24 protein-coding genes are annotated in these 21,805 nt (G+C 61.7%); 19 read left to right on the forward strand and 5 right to left on the reverse strand.

Annotated elements, in window-relative coordinates; translation table 11 throughout:
• Window positions 1-100: 100 nt before the first annotated feature.
• From ACYU81_RS11825 to ACYU81_RS11840, 4 genes are read left to right on the forward strand one after another with little or no spacing between them, the layout of a single operon-like run.
• Window positions 101-979 carry a methylenetetrahydrofolate reductase gene (locus ACYU81_RS11825; RefSeq protein WP_460987767.1) on the forward strand — a complete coding sequence of 293 codons (879 nt, stop codon included), beginning with the start codon at window positions 101-103 and terminating at the stop codon, window positions 977-979.
• Window positions 980-1,004: 25 nt separating this feature from the next.
• The gene (gene purU, locus ACYU81_RS11830) at window positions 1,005-1,865 is read left to right on the forward strand and encodes a formyltetrahydrofolate deformylase (RefSeq protein WP_460987768.1); all 861 of its coding nucleotides are present in this window, start codon (window positions 1,005-1,007) and stop codon (window positions 1,863-1,865) included.
• Window positions 1,834-2,739 (forward strand): bifunctional 5,10-methylenetetrahydrofolate dehydrogenase/5,10-methenyltetrahydrofolate cyclohydrolase, encoded by a 906-nt coding sequence (locus ACYU81_RS11835; RefSeq protein WP_460987769.1) that lies wholly within the window; start codon window positions 1,834-1,836, stop codon window positions 2,737-2,739. Before purU ends, ACYU81_RS11835 begins: the two co-directional genes overlap by 32 nt.
• 25 nt (window positions 2,740-2,764) lie before the next feature.
• Window positions 2,765-3,085: a dihydroneopterin aldolase gene (locus ACYU81_RS11840; RefSeq protein ID WP_460987771.1), complete on the forward strand. Its 321-nt coding sequence runs from the start codon at window positions 2,765-2,767 to the stop codon at window positions 3,083-3,085.
• Window positions 3,086-3,260: 175 nt separating this feature from the next.
• Here ACYU81_RS11840 and ACYU81_RS11845 read toward each other — a convergent pair whose 3' ends face one another.
• Entirely contained in the window at window positions 3,261-4,874 is a 1,614-nt protein-coding gene (locus ACYU81_RS11845) for a GNAT family N-acetyltransferase (protein WP_460987772.1), read from the reverse strand.
• Window positions 4,875-4,959: 85 nt separating this feature from the next.
• Window positions 4,960-6,180, reverse strand: coding sequence for an NADP-dependent isocitrate dehydrogenase (locus ACYU81_RS11850; protein ID WP_460987773.1), 1,221 nt, complete (start codon window positions 6,178-6,180; stop codon window positions 4,960-4,962).
• Window positions 6,181-6,345: 165 nt separating this feature from the next.
• Between ACYU81_RS11850 and ACYU81_RS11855 the strand changes: the two genes are divergently transcribed.
• Window positions 6,346-7,080 (forward strand): phosphatidylserine decarboxylase, encoded by a 735-nt coding sequence (locus tag ACYU81_RS11855; RefSeq protein WP_449471760.1) that lies wholly within the window; start codon window positions 6,346-6,348, stop codon window positions 7,078-7,080.
• Window positions 7,077-7,856: a CDP-alcohol phosphatidyltransferase family protein gene (locus ACYU81_RS11860; RefSeq protein ID WP_460987774.1), complete on the forward strand. Its 780-nt coding sequence runs from the start codon at window positions 7,077-7,079 to the stop codon at window positions 7,854-7,856. The genes ACYU81_RS11855 and ACYU81_RS11860 overlap by 4 nt, the downstream gene beginning before the upstream one ends.
• A 9-nt stretch (window positions 7,857-7,865) precedes the next feature.
• Here the strand turns inward: ACYU81_RS11860 and ACYU81_RS11865 are convergent, their stop codons facing one another.
• Window positions 7,866-8,093 (reverse strand): hypothetical protein, encoded by a 228-nt coding sequence (locus ACYU81_RS11865; RefSeq protein ID WP_196226556.1) that lies wholly within the window; start codon window positions 8,091-8,093, stop codon window positions 7,866-7,868.
• Between the two features lie 245 nt (window positions 8,094-8,338).
• Here ACYU81_RS11865 and rpsB point away from each other — a divergent pair, with 245 nt between their 5' ends.
• The 12 genes from rpsB to rpmE all read left to right on the forward strand — a co-directional run bounded on the left by rpsB (window position 8,339) and on the right by rpmE (window position 19,672).
• Entirely contained in the window at window positions 8,339-9,097 is a 759-nt protein-coding gene (rpsB, locus tag ACYU81_RS11870; protein ID WP_196224072.1) for a 30S ribosomal protein S2, read from the forward strand.
• A 116-nt stretch (window positions 9,098-9,213) separates the two neighbouring features.
• Complete coding sequence (tsf, locus tag ACYU81_RS11875) at window positions 9,214-10,140, forward strand: translation elongation factor Ts (protein WP_460987775.1); 927 nt, start codon at window positions 9,214-9,216, stop codon at window positions 10,138-10,140.
• A 160-nt stretch (window positions 10,141-10,300) separates the two neighbouring features.
• Window positions 10,301-11,026, forward strand: coding sequence for a UMP kinase (gene pyrH / locus ACYU81_RS11880; RefSeq protein ID WP_196224070.1), 726 nt, complete (start codon window positions 10,301-10,303; stop codon window positions 11,024-11,026).
• Window positions 11,027-11,032: 6 nt separating this feature from the next.
• Window positions 11,033-11,590: a ribosome recycling factor gene (gene frr / locus ACYU81_RS11885; protein WP_460987776.1), complete on the forward strand. Its 558-nt coding sequence runs from the start codon at window positions 11,033-11,035 to the stop codon at window positions 11,588-11,590.
• 43 nt (window positions 11,591-11,633) lie between these two features.
• Window positions 11,634-12,377 carry an isoprenyl transferase gene (locus ACYU81_RS11890; protein WP_460987777.1) on the forward strand — a complete coding sequence of 248 codons (744 nt, stop codon included), beginning with the start codon at window positions 11,634-11,636 and terminating at the stop codon, window positions 12,375-12,377.
• Between the two features lie 3 nt (window positions 12,378-12,380).
• A complete protein-coding gene (locus tag ACYU81_RS11895) occupies window positions 12,381-13,151 on the forward strand; it encodes a phosphatidate cytidylyltransferase (protein WP_460987778.1) in 771 nt (256 codons plus the stop codon).
• The gene (locus ACYU81_RS11900) at window positions 13,148-14,308 is read left to right on the forward strand and encodes a 1-deoxy-D-xylulose-5-phosphate reductoisomerase (RefSeq protein ID WP_460987779.1); all 1,161 of its coding nucleotides are present in this window, start codon (window positions 13,148-13,150) and stop codon (window positions 14,306-14,308) included. Before ACYU81_RS11895 ends, ACYU81_RS11900 begins: the two co-directional genes overlap by 4 nt.
• On the forward strand, window positions 14,305-15,438 hold the full coding sequence (gene rseP, locus ACYU81_RS11905) for an RIP metalloprotease RseP (protein ID WP_460987780.1): 1,134 nt from the start codon (window positions 14,305-14,307) through the stop codon (window positions 15,436-15,438). The genes ACYU81_RS11900 and rseP overlap by 4 nt, the downstream gene beginning before the upstream one ends.
• Before the next feature lie 91 nt (window positions 15,439-15,529).
• Entirely contained in the window at window positions 15,530-18,190 is a 2,661-nt protein-coding gene (bamA, locus tag ACYU81_RS11910; protein WP_460987781.1) for an outer membrane protein assembly factor BamA, read from the forward strand.
• Window positions 18,190-18,852 carry an OmpH/Skp family outer membrane protein gene (locus ACYU81_RS11915; RefSeq protein ID WP_196224063.1) on the forward strand — a complete coding sequence of 221 codons (663 nt, stop codon included), beginning with the start codon at window positions 18,190-18,192 and terminating at the stop codon, window positions 18,850-18,852. Before bamA ends, ACYU81_RS11915 begins: the two co-directional genes overlap by 1 nt.
• Window positions 18,853-18,860: 8 nt before the next feature.
• Entirely contained in the window at window positions 18,861-19,343 is a 483-nt protein-coding gene (gene fabZ, locus ACYU81_RS11920; RefSeq protein WP_460987782.1) for a 3-hydroxyacyl-ACP dehydratase FabZ, read from the forward strand.
• Window positions 19,344-19,447: 104 nt separating this feature from the next.
• Window positions 19,448-19,672, forward strand: coding sequence for a 50S ribosomal protein L31 (rpmE, locus tag ACYU81_RS11925; protein WP_066861944.1), 225 nt, complete (start codon window positions 19,448-19,450; stop codon window positions 19,670-19,672).
• A 210-nt stretch (window positions 19,673-19,882) separates the two neighbouring features.
• On the opposite strand, the gene aroB is transcribed toward rpmE, so the two are convergent.
• The gene (gene aroB, locus ACYU81_RS11930) at window positions 19,883-20,992 is read right to left on the reverse strand and encodes a 3-dehydroquinate synthase (protein WP_460987783.1); all 1,110 of its coding nucleotides are present in this window, start codon (window positions 20,990-20,992) and stop codon (window positions 19,883-19,885) included.
• Window positions 20,983-21,531 (reverse strand): shikimate kinase, encoded by a 549-nt coding sequence (locus ACYU81_RS11935; RefSeq protein WP_460987784.1) that lies wholly within the window; start codon window positions 21,529-21,531, stop codon window positions 20,983-20,985. Before ACYU81_RS11935 ends, aroB begins: the two co-directional genes overlap by 10 nt.
• An 82-nt stretch (window positions 21,532-21,613) precedes the next feature.
• Between ACYU81_RS11935 and ACYU81_RS11940 the strand changes: the two genes are divergently transcribed.
• Window positions 21,614-21,802: a hypothetical protein gene (locus ACYU81_RS11940; protein ID WP_460987785.1), complete on the forward strand. Its 189-nt coding sequence runs from the start codon at window positions 21,614-21,616 to the stop codon at window positions 21,800-21,802.
• The last annotated feature ends 3 nt before the right edge of the window (window positions 21,803-21,805 follow it).

Consider the following 21,805-nt stretch of genomic DNA (forward strand, 5'->3'; position numbering starts at 1 on the left):
CCTATATACGAATTAAAGGAAAGGCGCTAGAGAAGAAATGGCAAAAAGATCGAGTGGCCGACGCTGCTCGGCAAAGCCCAAACACTTCAGGAGAGCGGTCATGGCGGGCGCGGCGACGATCCACCCGAACTGGGAACAGCATATCCCCAAGCGGATCACGGATGGCTATTCGATCGAGATGACGGCCAAGGATTGCGACGCCCTGCGTTCCGCCGCGTCGATGCTGGCGCCGGAAACGCCGATCGCCATAACTTTCCTGCCGGGCGAGACGATCGATGCGCGGATCGACGCGGCGAAGCTGGTCCGTGACCTTGGCTTTGAACCCATGTCGCATCTGTCGGCGCGGCGGATCGGGTCCTTTGAGGAGCTGGAACAGACGGTGCGCCGGTCGGCCGAGGAAGCAGGCGTGCGCCGCATGTTCCTGGTGGCGGGCGATCCTCCCGTTCCTGCGGGGCCGTTCGAGGATGCGCTTTCGTTGCTTCGCACCGGCCTGTTCGAAACGCATGGCGTGAAGGCGATCGGTATTGCGGGGCATCCGGAAGGACATCCGGTGATGGACGAAGAGGCCCGGTGGAGCGCGCTTCTGGCGAAGTGCGCGGAGGTGTCGGATCGCGGCATGGCCCCGCTGATCGTCACTCAGTTCGGATTCGACGCGACGCCGGTCCTGGACTGGCTGATCGAGCTGCGGCGGCGGGGTATCGATGCCCCGGTGCGGATCGGCGTGCCGGGACCGGCGGGGATCAAGACGCTGCTGCGCTTTGCTGCCCATTGCGGCGTGGGCGCCTCTGCGTCGGTGCTAGCCAAATACGGAATTTCCCTGTCGCGCCTTCTGGGCGCTGCTGGCCCAGACCGGCTGGTGGGCGACATCGCGGCTGGCCTGCATCCCGGTCACGGCCCCGTGCGGCTGCACTTCTATCCGTTCGGCGGCCTGGCGCGGACGGCGGAGTGGATCGGGCAACACCGGTCGAGCCAGAATTAACGCACATCATCCATAGGGGGATCGATTGACCCAGACCTGCATCCTGACCTTGTCCTGCGCCGACCGGCCGGGCCTGGTCGCTACCGTCGCCGCCTTCCTCGCCTCGCATGGTGGGAATATCCTTGAAGCCCAGCAGTTCGACGATCGCGAAAGTGGGCTGTTCTTCATGCGCGTTGTGGCCGAACTGGCAGAGCCGTGGAATGACATCGGCAAGCTGAGCGCGGCGTTCTCCACCGTCGCCGCCGAACATGAGATGGATTGGAGCCTGCGCGACGCGGCGGAGCGGCGGCGGGTACTGCTGCTGGTGTCGAAATTCGACCATTGCCTCGGCGATCTTCTCTACCGCCACCGCATCGGCGAATTGCCGATGGATGTGGTCGGCATAGTGTCCAACCATCCGATGGCTGCGCTCAACACTACGATGATCGGCGATATTCCCTATCATCACCTGCCCGTTACCAAAGACACGAAGGCGCAGCAGGAAGCGCAGATCAAGGCGGTGGTCGAGGAAACCGGCGCGGAACTGATCGTGCTGGCCCGCTACATGCAGATATTGTCGGACGATCTGGCCGCTTATTTGTCTGGCCGCTGCATTAACATTCACCACAGCTTCCTGCCCGGCTTCAAAGGCGCCAAGCCTTATCATCAGGCGCATGCGCGCGGCGTCAAGATGATCGGCGCGACCGCGCATTATGTCACCGCCGACCTCGATGAAGGGCCGATCATCCATCAGGATGTCGAGCGGATCAGCCATGCCGACAGCCCCGACGACCTCGTTCGCAAGGGCCGCGACATCGAACGGCGCGTGCTGGCGACGGCGGTTGAATATCATCTGGAAGACAGGGTTCTGGTCAATGACAGCCGCACAGTCGTTTTCCGCAACTGATCCGCGCGTGGCCCTGACCATCGACGGCAAGGCGCTCGCCCGCACAATCGGCGCGGAGACGGCACGCCAAGCGGCGGAGCTGCATGCGCGCACCGGGGTACTGCCGACGCTCGCCGTCGTGCTGGTGGGCGATGATCCGGCAAGCCAGGTCTATGTCCGCCGCAAGGTCAAGGAGACGAAGGCAGCGGGCATGCGGTCGATCGAGCATCGGCTGGACACTTCCATCGCGCAAGCCGAGTTGCTGTCGCTGATAGCGTCGCTTAATGCCGACCCGGGCGTTCATGGCATATTGGTGCAGTTGCCTCTCCCCCGGCAGATCGACGCGACGCGGGTGCTGGACGCGATCGATCCGGCCAAAGATGTGGATGGGTTTCACCCCGTCAACGTCGGGCGGCTGTCGACCGGGATTGGTGGGCTGGTGCCGTGCACGCCGCTTGGCTGCATGCGCCTGCTCGACACGGTGGTGGATGACTATCGCGGCCTCAACGCCGTAGTCATCGGCAAGTCGAACATCGTCGGCAAGCCTGTCGCCATGCTGCTGCTGGAACGCGAATGCACGGTGACCGTCACGCATATCGCAACCAAGGGCCTGGCCGACATCGTGCGCACTGCCGATATCGTCGTTGCCGCCGCCGGCAGTCCGCGCCTCGTGCGAGGAGATTGGGTGAAGCCGGGCGCGATCGTGATCGATGTCGGCATCACCCGCGTGATGAACGAGGATGGGAAGGAAAAGCTGGTGGGCGATTGTGCCTTTGACGAACTCGGTCATGCTGGAGCGGTGACGCCAGTGCCGGGCGGGGTGGGGCCGATGACCATCGCCTGCCTGCTTGCCAACACGGTGCAGGCTGCCAAGCGGGCAGCGGCTCTTGGTTGAGTCCTGCTCCACGACGCGGGTCGCCGTGCGCGACCTGCCACTGATGGCGGACATCGGCATCAATCCCGACGAGATCGGCACGTTCCAGCCGCTGGTGGTCAGCATCACGCTGCTGGTCGATCCGGTGACGGAGGACATGTTGGGGGCGACGATCGACTATCGCCGCGTCCACGAACTGGCGCGGATGCTGGCAGAAAAACGCATCGGGCTGATCGAGACGTTTGGCGCGGAACTGGCGCGATCCTGCCTCGCCTTCGACCATGTGCGGCAGGCCGAGGTGGTGATCGACAAGCCCCGCGCGCTGCCTTCGGGGATGGCGTCGGTCACGATATCGATGTCGAAGTGAGGCGCTGATAGGCATGAGACGATCATGCCTTGAAACAGCTCATATTCTCCCCGTTCGGGCTGAGCTTGTCGAAGCCCCTTTCTTGTTCTTAAGGGCAGGAAAGCCCAAAACCATCCCTTCGAGACATTCCTTTGCATGAGGTGGGGAGCGAAAAGGTAGCCAAGCTTCGATCCTCTCACCCACCACCAGGCGCATTGTGGCCGCCAGCGGGCACCGGGCCGCCGCTGGGGGCATGGGCATGATCGGGGCTGCTGTCCCAGTCGATATGATAAAGGTCGAACCGGCGATCGCGGAGGTTGCGCACCGTGCCTTCCGCTCGCGCCCAGCTGAGGTCGGCTAGGTTGACGTCGGCCATGGTCAGCGTTTCGACATTCTCGGTGGACTCCGCCGCTATGCCATCCCGGGCGAAGGGTAGGTCGCAGGGTGTCAGGATGGCGCTTTGCGCATATTGGATGTCCATGTTGTCGACGTTGGGCAGATTGCCGACATTGCCGGACATGACGACATAGCATTGGTTTTCGATCGCCCGCGCCTGCGCGCAGTAGCGCACCCGCATATAGCCAAGGCGCGAGTCGGTGCAGAAGGGAACGAAGATGATGCGCGCGCCCTGATCCACGAGGCGGCGGGCGAGTTCGGGAAATTCGCTGTCATAGCAGATGAGGACGCCGATCGGGCCGCAATCGGTCTGGATCACGTCCAGCGAATCGCCGCCCTTGATGTTCCACCAGAAAGCTTCGTTGGGGGTCGGGTGGATTTTTTCCTGCGTATGCACCGATCCATCGCGCAGGGCGACATAGGCGATGTTCTGGATATCGCCATCGTCTGCGCGCGTCGGGTGAGAGCCGCCTATGATGTTGATATTATATTCCAGCGCCATGCGCGTCAGTTCCTTCGTCAGACGCGGTGTGTAGCCGGTGAGCTTGTCGATCGCTTCCAGTGGAGACAGTTTCTTGGTTTCGAAGGAGAGCAGGGGGAGGGTGAACAGTTCCGGAAAGACGATGAAGTCGGAACGATAATCTGCTGCAACATCAACGAAATATTCGATGTTGCGGATAAATTCATCGAAGTCGGCAACCGCGCGGGCCTGAAGCTGGCAGGTGGCTAGGCGAACGCTTTCGACGCCGCGCGGCACCCGCATTTCGGGCGCTTCGTCGGGATCGACATAGGGGTTGCGCCAGACAAGATGCGCGGCGTGGCCGTCCGACTGCTTGTCTTCGGGCAGATAGTTTTCGAGAACGCCGAGCGGTTCGAACTGGTTCTTGAGCTGGAAGCTGATGACCTGGTCGCGCAGCCTGCCCTGGACCACCTTTTCCAAATAATCGGCGGGACCGTCCACGCGGCGCTTGGCGCGCATGTAGCCCGGCATGCGTCCGGCGATAACGATGCCGTGCAGGTCCAGCTCTTCGGCCAGTTCCTTGCGTTCGTCATAGAGGCGCTGGCCGATGCGAAGCCCGCGCAGCTTTGGATCGACCGCCATTTCATAGCCGTAGAGCCATTCACCAGCCGCGCTGTGCCGGGTGCCGAAGCCGTTGGCGGTGATTTCTTCCCAATCATGGAAGGAAAAGGCCATCGACCGGCTGACGCGCATGGTCGCGCAATAGCCGACGATCTTGTTGTCATAGAGGGCGACGAAGCAGCCGTTCGGGAAATTGTTGATCTGGCCGCGCAGGGTTGCGAGTGAATAGTTGGCCATGCCGGGATAGACGCGGGCGATCAGCCTTTGGATGCCGCGAACATCGGCGGGCACCGCGGTGCGGACCTCCAGCCGTTTGCGTGTTGCTGTCGTCATCGCCGATCTCCCGCCATGGAAAAGGCGGCGCCGTTGGACGGCACCGCCTTATTCCGTTTCCGTACTGAATGCCTAAAAGGCTGGATCAGTTCCAATTGCCCATGGCGGTTTCGAGGTTCGCGCGGATCGCCTCGAAGAACTGCTCGGTGGTCATCCATGCCTGATCCGGACCGATCAGCAAGGCAAGATCCTTGGTCATCGCGCCGCTTTCCACGGTTTCGATGCAGACCCGTTCCAGCGTTTCGGCGAACTTCGTGACTTCCGGCGTGTCGTCGAACTTGCCGCGATAGGCCAGACCCTGCGTCCAGGCGAAGATCGACGCGATCGGGTTGGTCGACGTCTGCTTGCCCTGCTGGTGCTGGCGATAGTGGCGGGTGACGGTGCCGTGCGCGGCTTCCGCTTCGACGGTCTTGCCATCGGGCGAGAGGAGGACGGAGGTCATGAGGCCCAGCGAGCCGAAGCCCTGCGCGACGGTGTCGGACTGCACGTCGCCGTCATAATTCTTGCACGCCCACACGAACTTGCCGCTCCACTTCAGGGCAGAGGCGACCATGTCGTCGATCAGGCGGTGTTCGTAGACGATGCCCTGCGCCTTGAACTGATCGGCAAATTCCTTGTCGAACACTTCCTGGAACAGATCCTTGAAGCGGCCGTCATAAGCCTTGAGAATGGTGTTCTTGGTCGACAGGTACAGCGGCCATCCGCGATCGAGCGCATAGTTCATGCTGGCGCGAGCGAAGTCGCGGATCGAATCGTCCAGATTGTACATGCCCATGGCGACGCCCGGGCTGGGGAAGTTGAAGACGTCCTTCTCGATCTTCTCGCCATTCGCGCCGTCCCAGATCATGCGCAGCTTGCCGGGGCCGGGAACCAGGAAGTCGGTGGCGCGATACTGGTCGCCGAACGCGTGACGGCCGATGACGATCGGGTCGGTCCAGCCGGGAACCAGGCGGGGCACGTTCTTGATGACGATCGGTTCGCGGAACACGACGCCGCCCAGGATGTTGCGGATCGTGCCATTGGGCGACTTCCACATTTCCTTGAGGCCGAATTCCTCGACGCGCGCTTCGTCCGGGGTGATGGTGGCGCACTTCACGCCGACGCCATATTGCTTGACGGCATTGGCGCAATCGACGGTGATCTGGTCGTTGGTTTCGTCGCGCTTTTCGACGCTCAGGTCATAATATTTGAGGTCGATGTCGAGATAGGGGAGAATGAGGCGCTCACGAATCCACTGCCAGATGATCCGCGTCATTTCGTCGCCGTCGATCTCCACGACAGGGTTTTTGACCTTGATCTTCGCCATGCGCCTCTTCGCCTTCTTTGTTTGGATGCAATTGCGACACGCCCTAGGGAAAGCGGCGGCAATGTTCAACTGCGCATTGGCGGTCGCAGGACGTCAGGCTTGCCGTGCGTTCAGTGCAGGATCGGCCGTTGTCACTGCAAGTGACTGTCCCTAAAGACAGGTGCCATGGAAAATGACGAAATCTCCGTCGCCTTGGGCGGCAATGTGAAGTGGCGCTTCCCTTCGGTGCATCCGGAGGGGATGAAATTCGGCCTGATTGCTGCGGCAATTACGATAGTGCTGTTCCTGGTGGGCTGGACGATACCCGGCTGGCTGATGGTGATGGTGACGATCTGGGTGTTCGCTTTCTTCCGCGATCCGGTGCGCGCCGTGCCGCAGGATGAGCGGGCGATCGTTGCGCCCGCCGACGGCCTGGTGACTCTCATCCAGCGCGTGCCGCCGCCGCGTGAGATGGCTGGGGCGGATGGTCTTGGCGATCAGCCGATGATCCGCGTGTCGATCTTCATGAGTGTCTTCGACGTTCACATTAACCGCACACCGATCGGCGGGACGGTGAAGTCGGTAGTCTATATTTCGGGCAAGTTCCTGAATGCCGACCTCGACAAGGCGAGCGAGGATAATGAGCGGCAGCACATATTGGTGGAGCGCCATGACGGCGTGCGCGTCGGCTTCACCCAGATTGCGGGGCTGGTGGCGCGGCGGATCGTGCCGTTCGTGAAACCGGGCGACATGATCGCGGCGGGGCAGCGGATCGGGCTTATCCGCTTTGGCAGCCGCGTGGACGTATACCTTCCCGCTGGAACGGCGCCGCGCGTGGTGCTGGGTCAAAGGACCGTTGCAGGCGAGACCATCCTAGGCCAGATTGGCGACATGCGGGTCATTTCGGGTATCCAGCAATGAGACAGCGGCGCGCTATCCCGCGTGGGCTTCGCCGGGGCATCACGCTGCGGATGGTTGCGCCCAATGCCGTCACTGCAATGGCGCTATGCTTCGGCCTGACGGGCGTGCGCTATGGCATTTCCGGAGAATGGGAGAGGGCAGTCCTGTCCATCCTGATCGCGGGCGTGCTGGACGGGCTCGACGGTCGCATCGCTCGGCTGCTGCGTGGGGAAAGCCGATTCGGCGCGGAGTTGGATTCGCTTTCCGACTCCATCGCCTTTGGTGTTGCGCCAGCGTTGGTCCTGTACCTCTGGTCGCTGCATGCCATGCCGAAGTTCGGCTGGATATTCGCGCTGGCACATGCGCTGTCGTGCGCGTTGCGGCTTGCGCGTTTCAACGCCAATATCGATGCCGACATACAGCCGCATAAATCGGCTGGCTTTTTGACCGGGGTGCCGGCGCCTGCGGGAGCGGGTTTGGCGTTCGTGCCACTTTATCTGTGGCTGGTCACAGGGCAGGAAATTTTTCGGGCCTGGTATGTGGTTGCGCCTTGGACGGCCTTCATTGCCTTCCTGATGATCTCCAGCATTGCGACATATACCTGGTCGGCGCTGCGGCTCCGCAAGAGGATCAGATTGGAGGCGATCGCTGTCGCTGGCTTGCTCGCCGCGTTGCTGATCACGGATCCCTGGCTGACGCTGCTATTCCTGTGCGCCATATATCTCGTGACGATCCCGTTTGGGATGATGTCCTACGCTAAAGTCCGACGGCAACAAGCGACCGCCACCGGGACGTGACGAACCGGATCAGGCGGCGAAAGCGTGCGGCCGTGTTGCAGTGGGAGCAAGCGGACGGCTTGGCGCGGCACGGCGGCGGCTGATCCGCAGACGATACACTGGCGGCTCTTGAGGGATGGGCTCAAACAACAGGGCGGCTACCATCTTTTCATGATAGAGCGCGAACATCCCGATTATCACGCTGGCGGCGAGCAGAAAGGCCGCGAAGAAAACCGTAGCTGCAACAATGGTGAACATAAGATCGCTCACTCTTCCTGTGCTGAGAACCGTAGGTCCTGATTGAAGTCCAAACCGGCCGAACGTCCGATTTGTTCCCATGTTCTCTATATGTTCCACTTTGTAGGCGTCGTCAAGCCCTTGCATCGCGCGTGGCGCCGCGCTAAGGGCCGCGCCATTCCACATGGGAATCGCACATATCCGGTGCTGACGGCGTGACGCCCCAGTTCCTGATTCCCAGAGGTTAAACCGGAAGGAGAAATATTATGGCGGCTCCTGTCGTCACCATGCACCAATTGATCGAGGCTGGCGCCCACTTCGGCCACCAGACCCACCGTTGGAACCCGCGCATGAAGCCGTACATCTTCGGCGAGCGCAACGGCATCCACATCCTTGACCTGTCGCAGACCGTGCCGCTCTTCGGCCGCGCGCTGGACTTCGTGTCGGCGACCGTCGCCGCCGGTGGCAAGGTTCTGTTCGTCGGCACCAAGCGCCAGGCGCAGGACCCGATCGCTGAAGCTGCTCGCAAGTCTGGTCAGCATTTCGTCAACCATCGCTGGCTGGGCGGCATGCTCACCAACTGGAAGACCATTTCGGGTTCGATCAAGCGTCTGAAGACCCTTGAAGAGAAGCTGTCGGGCGACACCCACGGCTTCACCAAGAAGGAAGTCCTTCAGATGACCCGCGAGCGCGAGAAGCTCGAACTGTCGCTGGGCGGCATCCGCGACATGAACGGCATCCCCGATGTCATGTTCGTGATCGACGCCAACAAGGAAGAGCTGGCGATCAAGGAAGCCAACACGCTGGGTATCCCGGTCGTCGCGATCCTCGATTCGAACGTTTCGCCCGACGGTATCGCTTTCCCGGTTCCCGCGAACGATGACGCCAGCCGTGCGATCCGCCTCTACTGCGACGCCATCGCCGCCGCAGCCACCAAGGGCAACCGTGGTGCGCAGCAGGCTTCGGGCGTTGACCTTGGCGCTCTGGACGAGCCCGAAGTTGAAGAGGTCGCCGCTCAGGCCTGATCCCGCGGTCTTCGAACTGCAAGATTAAGAGGCTAGGGCGCGCTCCACCGGAACGCGCCCTAGTGCTTATTCGAACCCCGTTTATTTGAACCCCATCGAAATTTAGGAGCCGAAACATGGCCGAGATTACCGCTGCTGCCGTCAAGGAACTGCGCGACCGTTCGGGCGCGGGCATGATGGACTGCAAGAAGGCGCTCGCTGAAGCCAATGGCGACATGGAAGCCGCCGTCGATTGGCTGCGCGCCAAGGGCCTCGCCGCCGCGCAGAAGAAGTCGAGCCGCACCGCTGCCGAAGGCCTGGTCGGCGTTGCCGTCGCTGGCACCAAGGGCGTTGCCGTTGAAGTGAATAGCGAAACCGACTTCGTAGCGAAGAACGATCAGTTCCAGGACTTCGTTCGCACCGTGGCACAGGTCGCCCTGACCAGCGGCGCGACCGATGCAGAAGCGCTGTCGTCGCAGGCTCACCCGGCTGGTGGCACGATTTCCGAAAAGCTGGTGTCGAACATCGCCACCATCGGTGAGAACCAGACCCTGCGCCGCATCGGTCAGCTGGAAGTGAGCCAGGGCGTTGTTGTTCCTTACGTTCATAACGCTGCTGCGCCGGGCCTCGGCAAGATCGGTGTGCTGGTCGCGCTGGAGGGTGATGCGCCTGCTGACGTGCTGGAGCCGCTGGGCAAGCAGATCGCGATGCACATTGCTGCCGCTTTCCCGCTGGCGCTGTCGGCTGCTGACATCGATCCGGCTCTGCTGGAGCGTGAACGCGCCATCGCCGCTGAAAAGGCTGCCGAATCGGGCAAGCCCGCCGAGATCGTCGCGAAGATGGTTGATGGTTCGGTCGCCAAGTACGCCAAGGAAAATGCGCTGCTCAGCCAGCTGTTCGTGATGGACAACAAGACGCCGATCGCTGACGTTGTCGCCAAGGCGGCGAAGGATGCAGGCGCTTCGATCACGCTGAAGAACTATGTCCGTTTCCAGCTCGGCGAAGGCATCGAGAAGGAAACGAGCGACTTCGCTGCTGAAGTCGCTGCGGCCGCGGGCGTTTGATCCCGGCCTGACCTGATAAGGCGTTCGGTTCGGGCGGCGCTCGGGAGCAACGCTTCTCGACAAGCTGCCCAAGCACGCTAAGGACTTCACAGAATGGCGCGCGCTGCCTAAGGTGCGCGCCATTCCTTTGTCTGCTCCAATTGATGGAATTTTACCCCGCATGACTCGTCCGCCGTTCAAGCGCATCTTGCTGAAACTCTCGGGCGAAGTGCTGATGGGGCAGGGGCAATTCGGCATCGAGCCGGAAACCGTGAACCGTGTCGCATCCGAAATCGCTGCGGCGAAGGATGCGGGCTTTGAAATCTGCGTCGTTGTCGGCGGCGGCAACATCTTTCGTGGCCTGGCGGGAGCCGCCAAGGGCTTCGACCGCACAAGTGCGGACTATATGGGCATGCTCGCCACCGTCATGAACGCATTGGCGGTGCAGAATGCGCTCGAAAAGATCGGTTATGACACGCGCGTTCAATCGGCGATCCCGATGGCGACCGTGTGCGAACCCTATATTCGGCGCAAAGCGGTGCGGCACATGGAAAAGGGCCGGATCGTCATCTTCGCGGCGGGCACCGGCAGTCCTTTCTTCACCACCGATACGACCGCGGCACTGCGCGCGGCGGAGATGAACTGCGACGCGCTGTTCAAGGGCACCAGCGTGGACGGCATTTATAATGCCGACCCCAAGAAGGTAGCCGACGCGGCGCGTTATGATGAAATCAGCTTCGACAAGGTGCTGAACGACAATCTGAAGGTCATGGACGCAAGTGCCATTGCTCTCTGTCGCGAAAACAATATCCCCATCGTCGTCTTCAACATCCGCGAAACCGGTAATCTGACAAAGGTGCTGGCTGGGGACGGAGTTGCAACGATCGTGCAAAATCAGGAGCGCTGAAAGACCATGGCTCAATATGACAAGGCCGACCTCGAACGCCGCATGCACGGCGCCGTCGAATCGCTGAAGGGTGATCTGGCGGGTCTGCGTACCGGCCGGGCCAATATCCAGTTGCTCGATCCGGTCACGGTCGAAGTATATGGCGCGCATATGCCGCTTAATCAGGTGGCGACCGTCTCCGCTCCCGAACCGCGCATGCTATCGGTGCAGGTGTGGGATAAGAGCAATGTCGGCCCCTGTGACAAGGCGATCCGCTCGGCGGGCCTGGGCCTCAATCCGATCATGGACGGCCAGACGCTGCGCCTGCCGATCCCCGACCTGACCGAGGAACGGCGCAAGGAATTGGCCAAGCTCGCCAGCAAATATGCCGAGGGTGCCCGCGTCGCTGTCCGCAACGTTCGCCGCGATGGCATGGACCATCTGAAGGCTGACGAAAAGAAGGGCGAAATCAGCGAGGACGAACGCAAGCGGTTGGAGACAGAGGTGCAGAAGCTGACGGATAGCACCATCGCGGATATCGACGCTGTCACGGCGTCCAAGGAGAAGGAAATTCTCGGCCAGTAAGCCGGGACGCTCCCTCCGTGTTCATCGCTCGCGCGCAACTTTGATGGCCAGCCAAGCCAAATCCGACTTCGCTCATGACGGCGCGTCCGGCCATGGCGCGCGCCATGTCGCCATCATCATGGATGGTAATGGCCGCTGGGCGAAGAAGCGGTTCCTGCCGCGCATCGCGGGGCATCGGGCAGGCGTCGAAGCGGTCCGCAAGGTTGCTAGGGCCGCGCGAGACCTTGGGCTGGAATGTTTGACGCTCTACGCCTTCTCCTCGGAGAATTGGAAGCGGCCGGCAAATGAAGTGGCGGACCTTATGGGGCTGCTGCGGCGCTTCATCGAGTCGGACCTAGACGAATTTCACGCCAATGGCGTGCGGTTGCGGGTGATCGGCAACTATCAGGCGCTTGATCCGTGTCTCGTCGACCTGATCGAGCGAGCAGTGGCGCGAACCGCGTCCAACAACGGACCGATCATCGCGATCGCGCTTAATTATGGCGCGCAGGATGAAATGGTGCGAGCGGTCCAGACTATCGCGCAACGGGTGCGGGCTGGCGAAATCGATCCCGAAGCCGTTCGGTTGGAAGATGTTGAAGCCGGGCTGGACACGGCCGATCTGCCGCCGCTCGACCTGCTGATCCGGACGTCGGGAGAGCAGCGGCTGAGCAATTTCATGCTGTGGCAGGCGGCGTATGCTGAGCTATATTTTACCGATATGCTCTGGCCCGATTTCGATGCGAGGGCGCTTGCCGAGGCGCTTGACGCCTTCCGTTTGCGGGACCGCCGCTTCGGCGGGCTTTGACCGATGTCCAGTGAGCTTCGCACGCGCGCGGTCGTTGGACTGCTGCTTATAGCCCTGGCCTCCGCCGCCCTTTATTTCGGGGGCTTCTTCTTCTGGTTGCTGCTCGTCGTCGCTGGCGTGCTGATGCAGGGGGAGTGGGCGGACCTTACGGGCGCTTCGCCTGAGCATCGGCGGCTTTCGATGTTTGCGGTGTCCGTGCCACTGGCGCTGCTTTGTCCGCTGGCGGCGGGCCTATCGTGGACAGCCTTTACGCTTGCGGTTGCGGCTTTCTTCTTTGTCATGCTTGTCACGCGATCGGCCCGTCTTCCGCTGGGGATATTCTACGTTTTCGTGCCGGTGATGGCGCTTATCTTTCTGCGTCAGCAGCAGCCGGGCGGGCTTCTGCTCGCCTTCTGGACATTGTCGCTGGTGTGGGCGACCGACATTGGCGCTTATTTCGCGGGGCGTTCGATCGGCGGCCCGAAGCTGGCGCCAAGGGTAAGCCCGTCCAAGACCTGGGCGGGGCTGGGCGGGGGCGTGTTGGCGGCGTTGATCCTGGGTTTCGTCCTGCATCGTTTCGCAGGGTTGCCGATCCAGCTTGCCGCTGCGAGCGGGCTGCTGGCGGTGGCGGCGCAGCTCGGCGACCTGCTGGAAAGCGCGATGAAGCGCCGTGCGGGTGTCAAGGACAGCGGAAGCCTGCTGCCGGGCCATGGCGGCGTGATGGACCGTTTGGACGGGGTCGTTGCGGCGGCGCCGCTCGCTGCTGCCCTCTATCTTTTGCTGGTGTTCCCATGACGCGCAAGATTTCCATCTTTGGTGCGACAGGGTCTGTCGGCATGTCGACACTCGATCTGATCGAGCGTGATCGCGATGCGTTTGAGGTCGTGGCGCTGACCGCGCATAGCGACGTTGACGGGCTGGCTACGGTGGCGCGCCGGTGCAATGCCCAAATGGCTGTGATAGGCGACGCCGCGCGCTACGATGCGTTAAAGGCGGCGTTGCAGGGGTCCGGGATCAGGGTCTCCGCGGGCGAAGCTGCTCTGGTCGAGGCGGCAGAGGCGGGGGCGGACTGGACAATGGCTGCGATCGTCGGTTGTGCGGGCCTGCGCCCTACAATGGCGGCGCTGAAGGCGGGCGGCACGGTTGCCCTTGCCAACAAGGAATCGCTTGTATCGGCGGGTGCGCTGATGATGGACGCGGCGGAGCATTCGGGTGCTACACTGCTGCCGGTCGATAGCGAGCATAATGCTATTTTTCAGTGCCTTGCCGGAAGTCGTTTGGATGATGTAGCAAGGATCATCCTGACGGCGAGCGGCGGCCCGTTCCGCACGCGCAGCCGTGAAGAGATGCGTCACATAACGCCAGCGCAGGCCGTGGCGCATCCCAATTGGTCCATGGGCGCGAAGATCAGCGTTGATAGCGCCACGATGATGAACAAGGGCCTGGAACTGATCGAGGCGGCGCATCTGTTCCCCGTGGGGCTGGAGCGCATCGAGATTTTGGTTCATCCCCAATCGATCATCCATTCGATGGTAGAATATCGGGATCGCTCGACCCTGGCGCAGCTGGGATCGCCGGATATGCGCATTCCCATCGCCAGCGCGCTTGCCTGGCCCAATCGGATGGAAACGCCCTGCCAGCCACTGAACCTTGCACAGGCAGGACGGCTTGATTTTGAGGCACCCGACGACGTCCGCTTCCCCGCCCTTCGTCTGGCGCGGCAGGCGGCGGAACAGGGAGGGCTGGCGCCTGCGATCCTGAATGCCGCCAATGAAGTGGCGGTGGCGGCCTTCCTGAATAAGGCCATCGGCTTCCTTGATATCGCCATGATTGTGGAGGACGTTCTGAACCGCTATAGCGCGCCAGTGCCAAGCGGGATCGACGATGTGCTGGAAGCAGATGCACAGGCGCGACGCATGGCGGGCCAAGTGATGGAAAGATTGACGGCTTGATCCAAAATCCCGGGTTCCTGTTGACGGTCCTCGCCTTTGTAGCGGTCATCGGGCCGCTCGTTTTCGTGCATGAACTCGGCCATTATCTGGTCGGTCGCTGGTGCGGCGTGAAGGCGGAAGCCTTTTCGATCGGTTTCGGCCCGGAGATCGCAGCATGGGTGGACCGGCGCGGTACACGCTGGCGCATCGGCGCTTTGCCTCTGGGTGGTTATGTCCGCTTCAAGGGGGACATGAACGCCGCCAGCCAGGCAGATCCCGCATGCTTGCAGCTTCCCGCGAGCGAGCGCGCCGAAAGCTTTCCGGCCAAGCCGCTGTGGCAAAGGGCGGCGATCGTCGCCGCAGGCCCATTCATCAATTTCCTGTTCGCCATCCTGATCCTGTCCACATTCGCCTTCGCTTATGGCGAGAGCCGAACCCCGGCTGTCGTGGGGAAGGTGCAGCCAGCCAGCGCAGCGGCGGCGGCGGGTATCCAGCCCGGAGATCGTATCCTGTCGCTCAATGGGCGAGAGATGGCGACCTTCGATGACCTTCGCCTTTATGCGCAGATCCGTCCCGGTGAACCGGTGACGATCCTGCTCGAGCGGGCGGGTAAGACGGTCGAGAAGCGGGGCAGCGTCGGCGCCGTTCAGGAGCGTGACGGCTTCGGCAACAGTTTCAAGGTCGGGCGGTTGGGCATCGCTCCTGGACAGCCGGTGATAGAGCCGGTGGAGCTTTGGCGCGCGCCTGTCGTCGCTCTCAAGCAGACGGGCCAGATCATCCGTACGATGGTCGAGACGCTGGGGCAGATATTGGGCGGTGGCCGGTCGTATAAGGAACTGGGCGGACCACTCAAGATCGCGGAGGTTTCGGGTCAGGCCGCGACTTTGGGGGTCGAAAGCTTCGTATTCTTCATGGCCCTTATTTCGATTAACTTGGGGTTCATCAACCTGTTGCCAATTCCCATGCTGGATGGCGGGCATCTGCTGTTTTACGGGGCGGAGGCTATACAGCGCAGGCCCGTCAGTCCGCGCGTGCAGGAATGGGCGTATCGTTCGGGTCTGGCGATGCTCCTGGCCATGATGATGCTGGTGACTTTCAACGATTTATCTTCTTTCGGGCTCTGGGAACGCCTGTCCGGCTTGATCGGCTAAGCCGTATCGGGCAGGGAGGCGCGATTTAGCGCCGTGTTTCCCGGCGAACGAACATATGCTTTTTTGTAAAAGGGTAGAGCGGGTGACAGCGATGATGAGCAGCAAGAGACAGCGCCCGGTTGTCGCGGCCCTTCTGGCAACGACGATGATCGGCGGTTTGTCCGCGGTTCCCGTGCTGGCGCAGGACGCGCCGCAGCCCGCCGCGCCCGCGCCTGTCCCCGCCGTGGCGCCGGCTGCGGGAACCATCCGCAGCATCAGCGTGGTGGGGCAACAGCGGCTCGAACCCGATACAGTGCTGTCCTATACCAAGCTGCGCATTGGCCAGCCCTTTACGCAGGAGTCGCTCGATCAGGCGCTGCGCGACCTGTATGAAACCGAGCTGTTCGCCGACGTCCAAATCCGCAACGACAATGGTGCGCTGACGCTGGAGGTGAAGGAAAATCCGGTCATCAACCGCATCGTGCTAGAAGGCAACAAGCGGCTGAAGGAAGACAAGATCCGTCCCGAGATCAAGCTCGCACCTCGCCAGATCTACACCCGGTCGAAGGTTCGCGCCGACGTCGCCCGCATCATCGAACTCTATCGTCGTCAGGGCCGCTTTGCCGCGACGGTCGAGCCCAAGATGGTGCAGCTCGACCAGAACCGCGTCGACATTGTCTTCGAGATTTCCGAAGGGCCTAAGTCCAAGGTCCGCCAGATCAACATCATCGGGAACGAGAAGTTCAGCGACGGCGACCTGCGTAGCCAGATGGTGACGAAACAGTCGCGCTGGTTCCGCGTCTTCTCCTCGGGCACCAGCTACGATCCCGACCGCCTCGCCTATGACCAGCAGAAGCTGCGTCAATATTATCTGACCGAGGGCTATGCCGATTTCCGCGTGATTTCAGCCGTCGCGGAACTGACGCCCGACAAGCAGGACTTCATCATCACTTATGTGGTTGAGGAAGGAAAGCGCTATAAGTTCGGGGACGTGAAGGTCGAATCCGACATTCGCGACCTGTCGAGTGCGTCGCTCACCAAGACGCTGCCGATGAAGAAGGGCGATTGGTACAACGCAAAGCAGGTCGAGGATACTGTCGACACGCTGAGCGAGACGGCGGGCCTGTTCGGCTATGCCTTCGCCGACGTTCAGCCGGACTTCAATCGCGACAAGGACAGCCTGACGATGGGGATTAACTTCCGCATCGCCAACGCGCCGCGCGTCTATGTCGAGCGGGTGGACATCAACGGCAATACGCTGACCCAGGACAAGGTGGTCCGCCGCGAATTCCGTCTGGCGGAGGGCGACGCGTTCAACAGCTTCCTCGTCAAGCGCTCGAAGGACCGCATCAACTCGCTCGGTTTCTTTCAGGAGAAGCTCGACATCGAGCAGAAGCCCGGCTCCGCGCCCGATCGCATCGTGCTGGAAACCAACGTCCAGGAAAAATCGACGGGTGAACTGTCGCTGTCGGCGGGCTTCTCTTCGCTCGAACGCTTCATCGTTTCGGCATCGATCACGCAGCGCAATTTCCGTGGCAAGGGCCAGGAATTGCGCACCAGCGTCAATTATTCCAGCTATTCGAAGTCGGTCGAAGTGGGCTTCACCGAACCCTATTTCATGGACAAGAATATCGCGCTGGGTGGCGATATTTATCGTCGCGACCTGAACAGCTTCCGATACACGGGTAACGGAAACGATCGCGATACGACATATAAGCAGACGACGACGGGCTTCCAAATTCGCGCGGGCGTGCCGATCACCGAATATATGTCGCTGGCGCTGCGCTACAGCCTTAATCTGGATGATGTGAGTCTGGATAAGGACACTTATTACACCAATGGGGTGTGCGACCCGATTCTGGCTGGTCGTTACCTGTGCGACGCCATCGGCAAGCGTACCACTTCGTCGCTCGGCTACTCGCTAATCTTTGATAACCGAGACAACCGTATCCGTCCCACGCGAGGAAATAACCTTGTGCTTAATCAGGATTTTGCGGGGCTTGGTGGCAGCGTCAAATATATCCGCACCAGACTTAACGGTTCTAAATTCTGGCCGTTGGGTGGCGGCTTCATCTTCTCGCTGTCGGCGGAAGGCGGCTATATCCACTCGCTGGAAGGTGAGCGTCGGGATGCTAGCGGAGCTTTGGTTGACCCGGTCCGTTTGACGGATCGGTTCTTCCTCGGAAATCCGCAAATTCGTGGTTTTGATATCCGTGGCATAGGGCCGCGGATCAAACGTTACTCGTTGGTTACTGACCCGGACAGCCCCACTGGATTCTCGCGTAGCACGAGCAATAACAATGTCCGCGATGACGCATTAGGTGGCAAAATCTATTATTTGGCCCGCGCAGAGGTCGAAATCCCATTGGGCTCTGGCGCCCGCGAGATGGGGCTTCGTCCCTCCATTTTCGTCGATGCTGGGGCAGTGGCCGGGCTGCGTAATCCAGTCACGACGCCATTTGGCGGCTATTGTTCGCTGACGCCTGTGACAGGCTCGAACAATCCTGCGCTGCCGGCGGTACGTACTAATCAGAACAGACTTGGTGATTGCACCAATGTCGCGCCATCAGGTTATACCGCCGCTTATCTCGACGGCACCGGATTTGAAGAAGTTTATCTCGGCGACACGCTCAAACCGCGTGTTTCCGTGGGCTTTGGCGTCAACTGGAACTCGCCGTTCGGGCCGTTCCGCATCGACATTGCCAAGGCCCTGCTCAAGGAACCAGGGGACGACACTCAGCTCATCAGCTTTAACGTAGGGACTCAATTCTAATGAATAAGATGCTCAAGGCCGCGGCGCTTGCTCTTGCGCCCATGACTGCCATCGCGCTGACCAGCGTGCCTGCCGCAGCCCAGTCGAAGATTGGGATCGCTGTTGCAGACCTGCAGCGTGCGGTAGCGACCAGCTCGGCCTACACCACGGCTCGCTCACAGATTCAGACGACCTACAAGGCGCAGATCGACAGCTTCACCGCTCGCAAGAATGCGATCGACGCTGATCTGAAGGCCAAGGGCACCGCACTTGAAGCGGCGATGAAGGCTGCTGGCAACAAGCCCACGCCTGCGATCCAGACCCAGTATGAAGCCTATCAGAAGGCCGGGCAGAGCGGTCAGGCCGAACTGCAGCGCCTGGGCCAGCCGATCGCGCTCGCCAACGCCTATGTCGAAGAGCAGATTTCGGCAAAGCTGTCGGACGCGCTCAAGTCGGCGATGACGAAGGCCAAGGTTGACCTGATCCTGGCGCCCGACGCCACCGTGTCCTACCAGCCGACCGTCGACATCACGCAACAGGTCGTGACCGAACTCAACGCGCTGGTGCCGAGCGTCGGCATCGTGCCGCCCGCTGGCTGGCAACCCGGCGGCGCTCGTGGTCAGGCGCCGACGCCTGCCGCAGCGGCTCCCGCCAACCCGTCGCAGCAGCCGACCTCGCGCTGATCGCAGCGATGACGGGGGAAGTTGAAGTGGCCACCGCCGCCGTGGGTGCCATCGATATTCGTGGCATCATGGCGGCGCTGCCGCACCGCTATCCGATGCTGCTCGTCGACCGCGTGGCCTCTCTCGTGGTGCGAGAGAGGATTCACGCGGTCAAAGCCGTGTCGATCAACGAATCATTCTTCCAGGGGCATTTCCCTGGCCGACCAATCATGCCGGGCGTGTTGATCGTCGAGGCGATGGCGCAGGCTGCGGGCGTGCTGACGGTTGAAACGCTCGATCTGCGAGGATCGGGCAAGCTCGTTTATTTCATGAGCATCGACGGGGCGAAGTTCCGCAATCCGGTGGAGCCGGGTTGCTTGCTGGACCTTCACGTCGAATTGCTTCAGATTCGTGGCCGCGTCTGCAAGTTTGTGGGCAAGGCAACGGTGGATGGCAAGCTGTGCGCCGAGGCGAACTTCGTCGCGATGATCGCCGATCCGCCGGAGGACTAGGCCGGGAGGGGTTGCGTTCGCGCGTGATCCCATGTAACCGCGCGCCTTCGCAAGAATTCGCATCCATGGCCGGTCGGAAACCGGCCCATTGACGGAGCAGACTCATGAAGGCCAATACCCACCCCGATTACCACCTGATCACCGTCCAGATGACCGACGGCACCACCTTCCAGACCCGTTCGACCTGGGGCAAGGAAGGCGACACGCTGGCGCTCGACATCGACCCCAAGTCTCACCCGGCTTGGACGGGCGGCAACCGCCAGCTGGACACCGGCGGCCAGGTGGCGCGCTTCAACAAGCGCTTTGGCGGCCTGACGCTGAAGAAGTAATCGGTTCCTTCGTGGAACGAATGGGAAGGGCGCCTTATGGGCGCCCTTTTTTGTTGGGTGCGGCGGTGTTCCAAGACGTCCCCCTCCCTGAGGCGCGAGGGGTTAGGGGAGGGCGCGAGAGGAGTGAGCTTTTGAGTTCGCCCTAAAAGAAGCTACCTTGCGCTAGCCCACCCCCGGCCCCTCCCGCTTGCGGGAGGGGAGCAGTCAGTCTCAGCCTGCCGCCCGGTCCTCGTCGAGGAACGCGGCCACATCATCCAGCGCCACATCCTTTGACAGGAATGTCTTTCCAATCCCCCGCGCTAGCAGGAAGGGGAGGGTGCCTGCTGCCATCTTCTTGTCGTGCAGCATATGAGCAGCTAAAGCGGCGCCGTCGGCTTTCACATGAGCACTTGCAAGATCATGCGGCAGGTCAACGGACTTCAGATGCGCCGTCACCCGATCCGCATCCTCCACCGGACACAGGCCCCGCCGCGCAGAATAGCGGAAGGCGAGCGCCATGCCCGCCGCCACGCCTTCGCCATGCAGCAGCAGATCGGAAAAGCCCGTATCCGCCTCCAGCGCATGCCCAAAAGTATGGCCAAGGTTCAGCAGCGCGCGGCGACCGGATGTCTCCCGTTCGTCATCCGCAACGATAGCGGCCTTTGCTCGAACGCTTCGTTCGATTGCGTATTCGCGTGCGTCGCGGTCGCCTGCCAGCAGCTTCTGACCCTCCGCTTCACACCATGCGAAGAAATCCGGGTCGTCGATCAGCCCATATTTCACGACCTCTGCATAGCCAGCGCGGGTCTCGCGGGCGGGCAGGCTGTCGAGCGTCGACGGGTCGATGAGCACAAGGCTGGGTTGATAGAAGCTGCCGATCAGGTTCTTGCCCGCGCTCGCGTTGATCGCGGTTTTGCCGCCCACCGAGCTATCCACCTGGGCGAGCAGCGTGGTTGGCACCTGGATGAAGTGGCAGCCGCGCTTCAGGATGGACGCGGCGAACCCGACGAGATCACCGATCACCCCGCCGCCAAGCGCCACGACATGATCGCCGCGTTCCACTTCCAGAGCCAGCAATTGATCGAGCAATTGCTCAAGATGTCGCCAGCTTTTCGTCTGCTCGCCTGCGGGCAGGATGATGGGTTCGACGGAGATACTGGCGCCGCGCAGGCTGGTTTCGAGCCGGGGCAGTTGCGCCTTTGCGACATTGGCGTCCGTCACGACGATCAGTCGGCCGCTGCGGGCGTAGGGCGCAAGATGATCGGCCGCCCGGTCCAGCGCGCCTTGTTCGATCACGATATCGTAACTGCGCGCATCCAGCGCGACGCGAACTATTGCCATGCGGCCAGTTTCTCCAGGATACGCTCGACCGCCACTTCGTGCGGGGCGGCGATGCTCTTCACATGAATGGGCGCGAGCGCGTAGACGGGATTGCGCACCGCCGCCAGTTCGGTCAGCACGACGCGAGGGTCCTTGCCCTTCAGAAGAGGACGCCCTTCCCGCCGCGACACCCGATCGACCAAAGTGTCGATGTCGGCGTCTAGCCATATCGCAGTTCCCTGACCGAGGATAAGCGCGCGTGTCTCTTCCTGCATGAACGCGCCGCCGCCGGTTGCGATTATCTTTGGCTCGTCGTCCAGCAGCCGGGCGATCACCCGGCGTTCGCCATCGCGAAAATATCCTTCGCCATAGCGTTCGAACATTTCCGAAATCGTCATGCCAGCGGCCTTTTCGATCTCTTCGTCCGCGTCCACGAAGGCAAGGCCAAGCCGCGCCGCCAACCGGCGCCCCACCGTCGATTTGCCGACGCCCATCATCCCGATCAGGACGATGGAACCGCGCTTTGACTGCGGAGGCACGGATTTGCTGTTTCGCTGCATTGCGGAGGGGGCTATACATCCCCCCGTCGCAGAGGCAAATCGCAACTTTCCTCAACTTCACGGCTTGGCCGCACAAGGATTCATGAGAAGCAATCGTTCCTTCAGCACCTTCGAGAGCGGTTCGCGTCGTCGCGGCACGCGCTTGCCCATCATTCCCATCGTCCTGATCTTCCTGGTGATCGGTCTGGTCGCGCTGCTCTGGTCGCGCGGCGGAGAACGGCCGCAGCAGCGAGTGGAAAAGGCCATTCCCGCCGAAAAGCTGGGCAAATAAAGG

The sequence above is a fragment of the Sphingobium sp. TomTYG75 genome, assembly GCF_054771635.1.